The sequence below is a fragment of the Amycolatopsis sp. NPDC059027 genome, from assembly GCF_042739735.1.
In the GTDB taxonomy this organism is placed as follows: Bacteria; Actinomycetota; Actinomycetes; order Mycobacteriales; family Pseudonocardiaceae; genus Amycolatopsis.
In genome coordinates this window covers 90,423-102,524 of sequence record NZ_JBHYIK010000006.1, presented here as the reverse complement: position 1 = coordinate 102,524, position 12,102 = coordinate 90,423, and the positions used below count along the sequence as shown (strand labels likewise).

10 protein-coding genes are annotated in these 12,102 nt (G+C 70.5%); 7 read left to right on the top strand and 3 right to left on the bottom strand.

The genetic code is table 11. The annotated features are described in order from the left end of the window. Window positions 1-109 precede the first annotated feature (109 nt). Window positions 110-1,372 (top strand): cytochrome P450, encoded by a 1,263-nt coding sequence (locus ACFWY9_RS06150; RefSeq protein ID WP_378338283.1) that lies wholly within the window; start codon window positions 110-112, stop codon window positions 1,370-1,372. On the opposite strand, the gene ACFWY9_RS06145 is transcribed toward ACFWY9_RS06150, so the two are convergent. Beyond that, window positions 1,369-2,853 (bottom strand): hypothetical protein, encoded by a 1,485-nt coding sequence (locus tag ACFWY9_RS06145; protein ID WP_378338282.1) that lies wholly within the window; start codon window positions 2,851-2,853, stop codon window positions 1,369-1,371. The two genes, ACFWY9_RS06150 and ACFWY9_RS06145, sit on opposite strands and share 4 nt — an antisense overlap. A gap of 338 nt (window positions 2,854-3,191) precedes the next feature. On the opposite strand from ACFWY9_RS06145, the gene ACFWY9_RS06140 reads away from it, so the two are divergent. The 6 genes from ACFWY9_RS06140 to ACFWY9_RS06115 all read left to right on the top strand — a co-directional run bounded on the left by ACFWY9_RS06140 (window position 3,192) and on the right by ACFWY9_RS06115 (window position 9,965). After that, window positions 3,192-4,025 carry an SAM-dependent methyltransferase gene (locus ACFWY9_RS06140; RefSeq protein ID WP_378338281.1) on the top strand — a complete coding sequence of 278 codons (834 nt, stop codon included), beginning with the start codon at window positions 3,192-3,194 and terminating at the stop codon, window positions 4,023-4,025. A 135-nt stretch (window positions 4,026-4,160) separates the two neighbouring features. Next, window positions 4,161-6,272, top strand: a complete 2,112-nt coding sequence (locus ACFWY9_RS06135; RefSeq protein ID WP_378327287.1) for a putative bifunctional diguanylate cyclase/phosphodiesterase — start codon at window positions 4,161-4,163, stop codon at window positions 6,270-6,272. Between the two features lie 77 nt (window positions 6,273-6,349). Further along, a complete protein-coding gene (locus ACFWY9_RS06130) occupies window positions 6,350-7,264 on the top strand; it encodes an AraC family transcriptional regulator (protein WP_378327288.1) in 915 nt (304 codons plus the stop codon). 101 nt (window positions 7,265-7,365) lie between these two features. Then, entirely contained in the window at window positions 7,366-8,241 is an 876-nt protein-coding gene (locus tag ACFWY9_RS06125) for a carbohydrate-binding protein (protein WP_378327289.1), read from the top strand. Window positions 8,242-8,399: 158 nt separating this feature from the next. Continuing rightward, window positions 8,400-8,942 carry a hypothetical protein gene (locus tag ACFWY9_RS06120; RefSeq protein WP_378327290.1) on the top strand — a complete coding sequence of 181 codons (543 nt, stop codon included), beginning with the start codon at window positions 8,400-8,402 and terminating at the stop codon, window positions 8,940-8,942. Between the two features lie 210 nt (window positions 8,943-9,152). Then, window positions 9,153-9,965 carry an alpha/beta hydrolase family protein gene (locus tag ACFWY9_RS06115; RefSeq protein ID WP_378327291.1) on the top strand — a complete coding sequence of 271 codons (813 nt, stop codon included), beginning with the start codon at window positions 9,153-9,155 and terminating at the stop codon, window positions 9,963-9,965. An 8-nt stretch (window positions 9,966-9,973) separates the two neighbouring features. Here the strand turns inward: ACFWY9_RS06115 and ACFWY9_RS06110 are convergent, their stop codons facing one another. Beyond that, entirely contained in the window at window positions 9,974-10,756 is a 783-nt protein-coding gene (locus ACFWY9_RS06110; RefSeq protein ID WP_378338280.1) for a tryptophan 2,3-dioxygenase family protein, read from the bottom strand. Window positions 10,757-10,779: 23 nt separating this feature from the next. Continuing rightward, window positions 10,780-12,102 carry a crotonyl-CoA carboxylase/reductase gene (gene ccrA / locus ACFWY9_RS06105; RefSeq protein WP_378327293.1) on the bottom strand — a complete coding sequence of 441 codons (1,323 nt, stop codon included), beginning with the start codon at window positions 12,100-12,102 and terminating at the stop codon, window positions 10,780-10,782.

The following is a 12,102-nucleotide window of genomic DNA, read 5'->3' as shown; positions in this document are numbered from 1 at the left end:
GCCGGGGGGCGCGTCTCGGGGGCCCGGCGCACCGCCGGAAGCGGGCGCCGCCGCCCCCGCCCCGCCCGCGACGCCGTCGACTCGCGCGGAGACGGGCTAGGGTCGAGCCGTGGTGATTACCGATCCGGACACCTACGTCAAAGGTGTGCCCCATGAGCTGCTCGCCCGGCTGCGCCGCGAATCGCCGGTGGTGTGGCTGGACGGGTTCTGGGCGGTGCTGCGGCACGCGGACGTCCGGCGGGTGCTGCGCGATCCGGCGGTGTTCTCCTCGCAACTCGGCGGCACGCAGATCCGTGACCCCGCGACGCCGGAGGATCTGAAGTACGTCCGCCGGATGATGCTCAACATGGACCCGCCGGAGCACGCGCGGCTGCGCGGGCTGCTGACGAAGGCGTTCACGCCGCGTGCCGTCGCCAAGCTGACCGACCGGATCCACGGGTGGGCCCGCGACCTCGTCGGCGCGGTCGCCGACGCGGGCGAGTGCGACTTCGCCAAGGTCGCCGCGGACCTGCCGCTGCTCACCCTCGCCGAGGTGTTCGGCGTGCCCGAGCAGGACCGGCGGCTGATGTACGACTGGAGCAACCGCGTGATCGGCTACCAGGACGCCGAATACGCGGTCAGCGCGACCGTGCGCGCCGACGAGGTCACAGAACTCGCGCGGACGGCTCTCGCCGTCCGGCCGGCGCCGGGGCCTGATGGCGTGATGCCCGACCCGCGCACCCGCGAGGGCATGCCGGACCTCTACGCCTACGCGACCGCGCTCGGCGAGTACAAGCGCGAAAATCCCGGCGACGACGTGATGAGCAACCTCATGCGGCACGTCGACGACGAGGGCGGCCGGGTCTCGATCGCCGAATTCGAAAACCTGTTCTGGCTGTTTTCCGTGGCAGGAAACGAAACCCTGCGCAACGGCCTGCCCGGCGGAATGCTCGCGCTGCTGTCCCACCGTTCGCAGTACCGCGCCTTGCTGGCCGACCGCTCGCTGCTGCCCGGCGCCGTGGAAGAGATGTTACGTTGGTGGACGCCCGTTATGCACTTTCGCCGCACCGCGACCCAGGACATCCGGCTGTCCGATGTGGACATTCGCGCCGGGGACAAGGTCGTGGTCTGGTTCTCCTCGGCGAACCGGGACGAGGCGCTGTTCCCCGATCCCGATCGCTTCGACATCACGCGCGCCCCGAATGATCACCTCACCTTCGGGCACGGACCGCATTTCTGCCTCGGCGCTCAGCTGGCGCGGGTCCAGATGCGGGCGATGTTCGAGGCGGTACTGGATCTGCTCGGCGAGGTCGAACTGGCGGGTGAGCCGGTGCGGTTGCGGTCGAACTTCCAGAACGGCCTGAAGAGCCTGCCGATCCGCTGGCGCCGCTAGCCGTCGGCTCGCCGGTCCAGCAGAACTCGGACCACAGCGGGGAACAGCCGGTGCACGGCCGGATCGTGATCGAGCGGGACGACGATCGGCCGGTAACCGCGCGCGGCCAGCGCGTCGACGAGGAACGGCACGTCGGACACGCTCGCCGTAGGGCCGCAGTGCGCGAGCAGGCCTTCGGCCACGGCCGACGTCCACTCGCGCCCGGCCGCCGCACCGACCGCTTCCGGCGCGGGAGCGGCGGCCAGCGCGGGGAACACCCGGTCCGCGCGGACCAGTACGGCGTCGCCGCTTTTCAAGGCATGGCCCCAAACGTAAGCGTCGTCGGCACGCAGTTCCCGTAACGCGGTGTCCGGGTCGGCATCGGCGGGCAACAGCGGGGCACCGGTATGATCCAGCAGCCGTCGCGGATCGACCATCGAGGTCCCGTAGCGCGCCAGCCGCGGCAAAACGGTACGGCGCGGTCCGTCGAGTTCGTCCAGCACACCGAAGCGAGGATCCACGAGCCGCGCGATCCGGGCGGTGAACTCCTCCTCCGGCGGCGGCTCGGCCGACGCCAGTCGCGCGACACGGGCCAGGAATTCGTCCGCGCTCTCGGCGAGGGCCGGTCGGGTGAACGGGTGTGCGAGCACGGCGTGCCGGGTTTCGTCGAGTGTGTCCAGCCGGATCCGGAGAAGCCCGGGCGACGGTTCACCTCCGCCGGTGCGATGACGGAGCACGGCCAGCATCGCCCGGCTGGTCAGGACGGCCGTCGTCGCGGCGTCCAGCTCTCCCGGCGGGTCGTCCGGCACTCCGCCGGTGATCGCGGTGTGGCGGCGCCAGGCGCCCGCGAGGGAAACCGCCGGCGAGCTGGGTACCGTCAGCCACGCCTCGTCCCGGTGCACCGCGAGCTGCACCAGCGGGACGCCCGCCTCGGCACACAGCCGTTCCAGCCGCGTGGCCTCGGCGAGCCGCGGTAGTTCGGGAACGTGGACCACGAACTCGGTGCCGCGCAACGCTTCCGCCAGCGCCGCCTCGTCCGCGGTGCCGACCGGGCGTACCGTGCGCAGGCCGGACCGCCGCGCCGCGTGGACGATCGCCGCGCACAGCGGGCCCCCGCCCGCGACGGTCAACGGCCCGTCCTGGTACCGCGCGGGTACCCGCGCGGGCGTGCTCAGGTAGTAGCCGAGGAACGAGACGATCCGCTCGCACACCGGTTCGCGGCTGATCTCCTGGACCGCGCCCGCCTCGACCAGTGTCCGCACCAGCTCGGCGAGGTACTCGCGACGCGGCGGCGTCAGCGGCGCGGCCAGGTCGGCGAAGGTACGGCTGCCGTCGAGCAGCGGCACGAGCCAGGCGAGCCACTCCCCCGCCTCCGCACCGTCGAGCCGGATGCCCCCGCCGCGGACGAGCACGTAGACGCCGTGCCCGGTCACCACGCGATGGGCGTCGTGGCGGAAGACCAGCCTCGGCGCCGCGTCGAATCCGAGCTCCGGCAGGCACATCTGAAGTCCGTCCCCTGTCGGGCGTCACCGTCTCGCTGCCCGAACACCGCTGGCCGGGCACGGACCGCGGCGGACGGAGGGCTGAGTGGACGTTAGCGGCTACCCCCGGAACGCACAACGGGCGGCACCCGGGTCCGCGGGTTCCCGCAGTCCCCGCGCGGACACCCCGTCGGCGTCCACTGTGGACTCTACGGTTCCTCCTCACGAGTGAGGGCCTCGCCGCGCCATCCCGCACGACAACACCGATATCGGTCACCTGAGTGGGTGACGCGCTGTCACACTAATGGCGCAACGGAACGCCTCGCGCGCGTATCGCTAAGCTCGGACACCCACAACATATGTCGAGGTGCTTCTTCGTGACACGACAGGACTGGGTACCGCAAGGCGTGGACATCACCGTGCCGAGCGTCGCGCGCCTGTACGACTACATCCTGGGCGGCGGGCACAACTTCGCGGTGGATCGCGCGATGGGAGAGCAGATCGAACGCGTCATGCCCGGCGCGCGCGAAGCGGCGCGAATCAACCGCGCGTTCCTCGGCCGCGTCGTGCGGTTCATGGTGGGTCAAGGCATCCGTCAGTTCCTCGACATCGGTTCCGGCATCCCGACCGTGGCCAATGTGCACGAAGTCGCCCGGGCGGCGGATCCGGAGTGCAGGGTGGTGTACGTCGATCGTGACGCGGTGGCCGTCGCGCACAGCGAGCTGATCCTCTCCGACGACGACCACGCCGCCGTCGTCCGCGCCGACATGCGCGAGCCGGAGGCGATCTTCACCAGTTCGCCGGTCCGGGAGCTACTGGACCTCGACGAGCCGGTCGGGTTGCTGATGCTGCTGATGCTGCACTGGATTCCGGACGACGCGGATCCACTCGGCCTGATGAGGCGGTACCACGACGCGCTGGCGAGCGGCAGCCACCTCGCGATCACCCACGTCAGCCACGACAACGAGGAAACCGGGCTCACCGAGGTCACCGACGTCATCAAGCGGAGCAAGAGCCCCGACCAGGTCAACGCGCGCCCGCGCGGCCGGATCGCCGAGCTGTTCGACGGATTCGACCTCGTCGAGCCGGGGCTCGTCGGCTGTGGTGAATGGCGTCCGAACGGACCCGCCGACATTTCCGGACAGCCCGCGATGAACACGCTGCTCTACGCCGGTGTTGGCGTCAAACCGTGAATTGATGCGGACAGTCACCGGCAATACGCTGAGTTTCCCCGAACGTGGCCCGTGGTCACCCCAGGGAACCTGTGCGGACGCACTTCGGGTAGCTAAACTTCCGCTCGGCCGGAAACCACAACAGGGTGAACCATGATGTCGGATCCAAGCCACCACCGCCCTTCCCCACCGCCGGACGACCGCCGTGACCGCGCACTCCTGGCGAGAAAATGGGCCTATCTGCTCAGCGGTGTCGTCGTCGTGCCGTTGAGCGCGGAGGACCTCGGCCGCGAACTGGGCGGGCGGCTCGACAGGCTGTGCACGGCGTTACGGGCGGAACCGTTCGCCACTGAGCCGTTCGAGCGAGCAGGCGAACAGCTGGTCGCGCTGGGCTACCTCGGCGAGCCGGGACTGCGCTGCACCATGGACGTGCTCGGGAAGGGTTTCCTGGCGCTGCCGGAGTTCGAGGCCACGGAGCGGTTCGCCGAGCGGATCGTGCTCGGGCTGGGCGCGCTCGCCTGCGGATTCCTCGCCGGGAGCCAGCGCGCCGTCCTCGAACAGCAGGAGACCATGCACCTGACGCTGCTCAAGGCGGTCCGCGACGCGAAGTGGAATCTCCGGGAGAGCGAAGCGCGCTTCGACGAGGTCGTCACCTCGTCGGCGAGCGGCGTCATGATCGTCGATCTCGACGGGCGGCTGTCCCGCGCCAACGCCGCGATCGGCGAGATGCTCGGCTACACCCAGGCGGAACTGACCGGCGCCGCGCTGCTCGACTTCGTGCACCCGGATTCCACGGAGGTCCTGCGCGAGGCGATCCGGTCACTGCGCGAAGGCGAACGGGACCGGATCCGCCAGTCGCAGCGCCTGCTGCGCAAGGACGGCGACGTCGCCCGCATCTCGCTGACCGTGTCGCTCCTGCGCGGCACCGACAACCAGCCCAGCCATTTCGTCACCGTGGTCGAGGACGGCACCGAGCTGATGCTGCTGCAGAGCGAGCTGAGCCGGCAGGCCCTGCACGACGTGCTGACCGGCCTGCCCAACCGGCAGTACTTCACCTCGAATCTCGAAAACGCGCTGCGGCGGGCGGATCCCGCCTACGGCACCACGCTGTTCCAGCTGCGCCCCGACGCGTTCGACATGGTGTGCAACAGCCTCGGCCGCCAGTCCGGCGAACGTCTGCTCGTCCACGTCGCGCAGCGGCTGAAGACCGTGCTGGCCCGCGAGAAGACCATGATCGCCCGGTTCGACGGCGACGAGTTCGCCGTCCTGATCGAGAACTCGGCGACCACTCCCGGCGTCGCCGCCCTCGTGGCCGCGATCAAGGACGAGCTCGCCGAACCGGCCTATGTGGACGGTCGCGGGCTCGCCGTGTCGGTGAGCGTCGGCGTGGTGCACCGGCCGCCGTCCACCATCGATCCGGCGGAACTGCTGCGCGCCGCCGATCTGACGCTGCGCCGCGCGGCGGCGGGACGCCGTGGCCAGTGGGAGCTGTACGACCCGGAACGGGACGCCGCCGAGCGCGACGAGCGGACGCTCGCCGTGAGCATGCCGGGCGCGTGGGAACACGGCGAGATCAGCGTGTGGTACCGGCCGGTGGCACGGCTGGCCGACGGCGGCACCGCGGGCGTCGAGGCACTGCTCCGCTGGGCGCCTCCCGAGCTCGACCCGTTGCCGCACAAGCGATGCGTCCGGCTGGCCGAGGAGACCGGGCTGAGCCTGCCGCTGGGCGATTGGCTTCTGCGGACCTCGGGCGGGCAGATCGCGTGGTGGCGGCAGCGGAGCGGGTTCGAGCACCCGTTGCTGCTCGGTCTCACCGCCCATCAGGCCTGCGACGGCGATCTGGTGTCCCGCGTGAACCAGGTGCTCACCGACGTCGGCCTGCGCCCGGAGCAGCTGCTGCTCGGCATGCCCGCCGGAGTGCTGCCGATCGACGAAGCCGTCGACAATCTCACCGTGCTGGCCGATCTCGGCGTCCGGATGCTGCTCGACGACTTCGACCTCGGGCCGGCGGGCCTGACCGCCGTCGAAGATCTTCCCCTGGCGGCCGTCCGGGTCCGGTCCTGCCTCACCACCCGGCTCGCCGCGGGTCCGCCCGCCACGGCCGCGCTCGTTCCGCTGGTCCGGCAGGCGGGCGCCACCGTCATCGTCGACGGGATCGCCGACGACGACCAGGCCCGATGGTGGCACGCGGCGGGCGCCGACCTCGCCACCGGCGACTTCTTCGGGGTCGCCGGACAGGCGGAAGAAACCGTCACCCACTTCAACTGAGCGTCCTCTCGTGCCATCGTGGGAGATCACCCATGATTGGTCTGGACCTTCGGTCCGTTGGCGAGAGGAGCCGGACGATGCGCGGTACCACGGTGTTGCCGGGGGCGTCCTGTCACGCGTCGAACGAGGGGGAACTGCCGATGCACCGGCTCGAGGTGCCGACGCCGAACGCGCTGCCGTTCGCCATCGGCACGTTCGAGACCATGGGCCCGAACTCCCGCGCGTCCTTCCCGCACCGCCACACGTTCCACGAGATCGTCCACGTCACCGGCGGCACGGGAACGCACGTCGTCGACCTCGCGCGATGGGAGCTGCGCCCGCCGCATCTGTGCGTGCTCGGGCCCGGCCAGGTGCACCACTGGGAGAACGCGCGCGGGCTGACCGGGATCGTCGTGCTGTTCACCGACGACTTCCTGCTGGATCACCCCGGGGACCGGGATGTGCTGCGGCAGTTGAGCGAACGGCCGTGGCTGACCCTCGACGAGGCCACGAACGCCGCCACGGCCCGGCTGCTCACCGAGATCCACGACGAATACCGGCACGCCGCGCCGGGTGCCGAGTCGGTGCTGCGTTCGCTGCTCCACATCCTCGTCGTGCGCGCTTCCCGGCTGCCCGAGAGCATCGGCACCGCGACACCGGCCCGCGCCGGCGCGGTGGTGGAGGAGTTCGTCCGGCTCACCGGCCGGACCGATCTCGCGCTCTGGTCCGTCCGCGCGTATGCCGAGCGCGTCGGGGTCACTCCCGGTTACCTCACCGAGGCGGTGAAGGCGGCGACGGGCCGGACGCCGTCGCAGCTCATCCGGGAAACCCGCGCCCGTGAGGCGAAACGGCTCCTGGCCAGGACGGATCTGACCGTGCGGCAGGTGGCCGGCCGGGTCGGTTTCGTGGACCCGGCGTACTTCTGCCGCTTCTTCCGCAGGGAGACGGGGATGAGCCCGGGCGATTTCCGCCGCGACGGCGACGTCCGGTTGCTCCCCGTGCCTTCATCGTGACCCCGTGAAATCACCACGACCAGCGGCGCCAGTCCATCGTCCACGCCGAACCGCCGACGTACGTTCATGGTTAATCTCCCACGCCCCCACAAGGAGCAGCCATGGACGGCGAGCACAACACGGCCGACGGACACCCGCACGACGACTCCGGTGACGAAGCCCAGCGGCAGTACAGCCGCAAAACGGTGCTGCGCGCGGCCCTCGCCGCGGGAGTCGCGGTCCCCGCCGCACTGATCGGCGCGCCCGCGCTGGCGCGCACCGCCAAAGCGTCCGGTGGCCCGCTCGAGCCGACGCCGTCCTGCCACGACGGCGACGAGCCCACCATCCCGCAGACCGAAGGTCCTTACTTCAAGCCGAACTCGCCGGAACGGACCTCGATACGAGAGCCCGGCTACCCCGGCACCAACCTGACCGTGTCCGGCTACGTGTTCGGCCTGGCCTGCCAGCCGCTGAACCGGGTGCTGCTGGACTTCTGGCAGGCCGACGACGACGGCGCGTACGACAACACCACGTATCGCTTCCGCGGGCACCAGTTCACCAACGCCCAGGGCCAGTTCTCCCTGACCACGATCGTGCCCGGCCTCTACCCCGGCCGTACCCGGCACATCCACGTCAAGCTGCAGGCACCGGGACGTCCGGTCCTCACCACGCAGCTCTACTTCCCCGGTGAACCCCGCAACAACACCGACACGATCTTCGACCCGCGCCTGCTGATGACGGTGCGCGACGCCCCTGGCGGCCGGGAGGCCTCGTACGACTTCGTCCTGCGCGTGCCGGGCAACAAGCCGACGACGACCCCGACCCAGCCGACCACCCCGACCACTCCGCCGGGCGGCACCACCTGGGCCGCGGGCACCTCGTACACCGCGGGCACCCGCGTCACCTACAACGGCCAGACCTATGTGTGCCTGCAGGGGCACACGGCCCAGCCCGGCTGGGAACCGCCGACGACGCCTTCGCTGTGGCAGACGGCGTAACCCGCATTCGCCCGGCCATCCGCTGACGCACACCGCACCCCGGATCGGGGTGCGGTGTGCGTTCTGTATGGGCTCCGTGTGGTGTCCCGCGACAGGATGACGCACCTGTCCCGTGAACGGGAATTTTCCCACCGTGCGAAAGGTTTTCGGTCCCCATCATGCGTCGCGTCCTCCTCCCCGGTCTGCTCGCCGTCCTGCTGTTCTCCGGGGCGTGTGCCACCTCCGCCCCCACCCCCGTCACCGCCGGCGGGAAGACGCCGGCCACCGGCGAAGCGTCGGGCGACCCGAAACCGGCCGCCCAGTCCGAGAAGAAGATCGGCAAGACCATCACGGTCACCGACGACGAGGACAGCGCGCTCGTCACCCTTGTCTCCGTCGCCACGGTCAAGGAGGGCACCACCCCCGGTATCCGGCCCCGCAGCGGCACCTTCGTCGTCTTCGACCTGAAGATCGAAGGCAAGACCGGCAAGTTCAGCACCAACTCGCTGTACGTGTGGATGAAGACCGCGGCCGGCAAGACGGTCAAGGCGACCGACGGCATGGCCCCGGCGACCGGCGCCGACCCGGAACTGCCGCTGAAGGACCTCGGCCCCGGCGAACGAGCGAGCGGGAAAGCCTTGGTCGACGCCACCCTGGAACCCGGCGCCCAGCTGCTCTGGGTGAACGCCATGGACAAACCTCTCGCCTCGTGGGACCTCTGACCGCCGCGGAATCCGCGCCTTGTCCGCGTCACGGCGGTTGGCTATGGTGGAACGGCGGCCGGAAAATCACCGGCGCGCTGGGGAAGAAGTCACTGGGGTATTCACGGTAGTCCGTCTCGATTCCGCGTATCCACCCGCTTTGTGAACCGTCGCCGACGACCGTCCACAAAGGATACTCGACGACGGTCGCCGGGCAGGGGGGATTCGCCGATGGGGCTCATGGACGTTCTGGGCAGGACGGCCCGCCGATCCGACAGCACGCTGCGCTACGGCGAGGGCGCCGAGCACGTCGTCGAGCTGTGGTGGCCCGATCCCGGTCCCACCGTGGCGACTGTGGTCGTCATCCACGGCGGTTTCTGGGCCGCGGAATACGATCGCACGCACATCCGTCCACTGTGCGCCGAACTGGCGCGGCACGGTTATCTCACCGCCGCGCTGGAATACCACCGCGCCGGTCAGGATCGCGGCGGCTGGCCGGGGACGTTCACCGACATCGCCGACGGGCTCGACGCGCTGCCCCGGCTCACCGGCGGTCTCGTCGAGGAAACGCGCACCGTGCTGCTCGGCCATTCCGCGGGCGGACATCTCGCGCTGTGGGCGGCGCTACGGCACCGGCTGCCGTCCGGCAGTCCCGGCGCCGGCGGGAAACCCTTGCGCGCCAAGGGAGTGGTCTCGCTCGCCGGGGTGTGCGACCTCGCGATGGCGCATCGGCTCGACCTGGACGACGGCGCCGTGCGACGGCTGCTCGGCGGGGAATCGGCGGACCTTCCCCGCCGGTACCACGCGGCGGATCCGGCCCGCCTGCTTCCCCTCGGCACGCGCTGCGTCCTGCTCCACGGTGACCAGGACGACCGCGTCCCGATCGAAGTCAGCGAGCGCTTCCACCGGCTGGCCATCGAGCACGGCGACGACGTCACGATGAACCGGCTCGCCGGTACCGACCACTTCGCGCTGATCGACCCGCACGCCCCGGAGTTCCAGTCGGTCCTCGACGCCGTCGGGACCGTCCTGGAACACCGGTAGCGGCCCGTTCAGGCGCCGTGCTCCGTCGCGAGCCGGTGCCGGACTTCCCACAGGAACGGGAAAAAACGCGAAGACAGCCGCCCCTGCAGGTACCGTGCCGAGGCACCGCCGGTGCCCCGGGTGTCGTACCCGATGATCCGCTCCACCAGGACCAGATGCTCGTGCCGCCAGCCCGCCCACAGCCGGTCGTAGTCGAGTAACGCCTCCCCCAGCAGGAAGAGCGCGCCCTGCGCGTCCGGGCGGGAGTACACCGCCCGCCAGTCCGCCGCCCCGCCCGCGATCTCGGCGAGACCAGGAGTGGCCAGCGCCTCGACGATCTCGGCGGGGAGGCTGCCGCCGTGCGCGGCCCGCAGGACGTTCAGGTAGCCGGAGTCCCGCAGTCCACTGAGGACCTCGATCACCCGGAACTGGACGGACTGGAAACCGCTCGCGGTACCGAGGAAACCCCGGAACTCCAAGAACGCCTGGGGATCCAGATGTCCCAGCGTGCCCAGCTGCGCCGTCTGCGCGGCGAGGATCGCGTTGATCCGGCCGAGCCTGGCCACCGCCCTTGTCCACTCGGCCCTGCCGAGTTCGGCCCTGACCCTGCCGAGCTCGTGGATGACCACCTTGAACCAGAGCTCCATCGCCTGGTGGGTGACGATGAAATGGAGCTCGTCGGGATGCTCCGGCACGCTGCGCGGTCGCTGCAGCCGCAGCAGCCCGTCGACGGCGAGGTAGCCGCCGTAGGTCGGCTCGGGCCGGTTCCGCTCCTGCTCGTCCGTCCTCAGTGGACTGTGGGTCGGCCGCATCGAACTTCTCCCCCTCATGGACCTCAGTACTTCCGGAACAACCCGAGCCGCCGCTCACCGATGCGGGCCCGCAGTTCGTGGTCCTCCACGCCGAGGCCGTCGCCGGGCGCCAGGCAGCGGATACCGACCTTGCCGACGTGCTTGCCGAGCTGGACGGCCCTGGTCGCCTCGCCGGCCTCGGTGAGCGGATAGGTCACCGACAGCGTCGGCACGATCATTCCCAGGCGCAGCAACCGGTTGGCCTCGTGCGCTTCGGCCATGTTCGCGCCGTGGCTGCCGACGATGCGCTTGACCTTCATCCACAGGTAGCGGTTGTCGTAGTCGTGCTGGTACCCGCTGCTGGAACCGCAGGTCACGACGCTGCCACCCCGCCGCGCGAGATAGACCGACGCCCCGAACGTCTCCTGGCCGGTGTGCTCGAACACGATGTGCGGGTCCTCCCCGACGAGCCGCCGGATCGCCTCGCCCATCCGCCGCAGCACCTTCGGGCTCTTCAGCCCGCCCGGCGCGTCCATGAACTCCTGCCGGTTGATCACCGCTTCGCAGCCCATCTCGCGCAGCAACGCGGCGCGCTCGTCGGACCCGGCCATCGCGACCGGGATCCCGCCGCCGTTCTTGACCATCTGCACCGCGTAGCCGCCCAGCCCGCCCGCGGCGCCCCAGATGAGCACGATGTCGCCCTGCTTCATCCGCGCGCCGTTGGGGCTGACCAGCATCCGGTACACCGTCATCCCGCACAGCATGTTGGCCGCGGACTCCTCCCACGTCAGGTGGGCGGGCTTGCGCAGGAGCTGGTTCGCCTTCACCACGGCGAAATCGGCCATCCCGCCGAAGTTCGTCTCGTAGCCCCAGGCGAGGATGTCGTCGGCGAGCATCCCGTCACCGGCGCCGGAGGTGACCTGGCCGCTGCTGTAGGTGGGCGACACGACCACGCGGTCGCCCGGAACCCAGTTCTCCACGGCCGAACCCGCCCGCACGACGACGCCCGAGGCGTCGGACCCGATCACCTGCTCGGGACGGTCGTGCCGGGCCGCGCGCGGACCCTGCCTGCCGAAGCGTTCGAGGAAGGCGAAGGTCGGGACCGGCCGGAACGTGGCCGACCAGACGGTGTTGAAGTTGACCGCCGAGGCCATCACCGCGACCAGCACCTCGTCGGGCGCCAGCTCGGGCATCGCCACCTCGCCGACGTGGATGGAGCGGCGGACGTCGGGCTCGGCCTCGTCGTCGCCGAACATGCCGACGTCCTGTTTCCGGATATACGCCGCCCGATAACGCTCCGGGAGCGGAAGACCGGCGAGACGCTCGCCGGGCGCGTCGGCCAGCACGGCCTCGATGAGTTCGGACAT

What these genes read in the sequence shown, in the direction of transcription:
- ACFWY9_RS06145 (WP_378338282.1), bottom strand. Translation starts at nt 2,853, where the DNA reads ATGTGCCTGCCGGAGCTCGGATTCGACGCGGCGCCGAGGCTGGTCTTC.
- ACFWY9_RS06140 (WP_378338281.1), top strand. Translation starts at nt 3,192, where the DNA reads ATGTCGAGGTGCTTCTTCGTGACACGACAGGACTGGGTACCGCAAGGC.
- ACFWY9_RS06135 (WP_378327287.1), top strand. Translation starts at nt 4,161, where the DNA reads ATGTCGGATCCAAGCCACCACCGCCCTTCCCCACCGCCGGACGACCGC.
- ACFWY9_RS06130 (WP_378327288.1), top strand. Translation starts at nt 6,350, where the DNA reads ATGCGCGGTACCACGGTGTTGCCGGGGGCGTCCTGTCACGCGTCGAAC.
- ACFWY9_RS06125 (WP_378327289.1), top strand. Translation starts at nt 7,366, where the DNA reads ATGGACGGCGAGCACAACACGGCCGACGGACACCCGCACGACGACTCC.
- ACFWY9_RS06120 (WP_378327290.1), top strand. Translation starts at nt 8,400, where the DNA reads ATGCGTCGCGTCCTCCTCCCCGGTCTGCTCGCCGTCCTGCTGTTCTCC.
- ACFWY9_RS06115 (WP_378327291.1), top strand. Translation starts at nt 9,153, where the DNA reads ATGGGGCTCATGGACGTTCTGGGCAGGACGGCCCGCCGATCCGACAGC.
- ACFWY9_RS06110 (WP_378338280.1), bottom strand. Translation starts at nt 10,756, where the DNA reads ATGCGGCCGACCCACAGTCCACTGAGGACGGACGAGCAGGAGCGGAAC.
- ccrA (WP_378327293.1), bottom strand. Translation starts at nt 12,102, where the DNA reads ATGTCCGAACTCATCGAGGCCGTGCTGGCCGACGCGCCCGGCGAGCGT.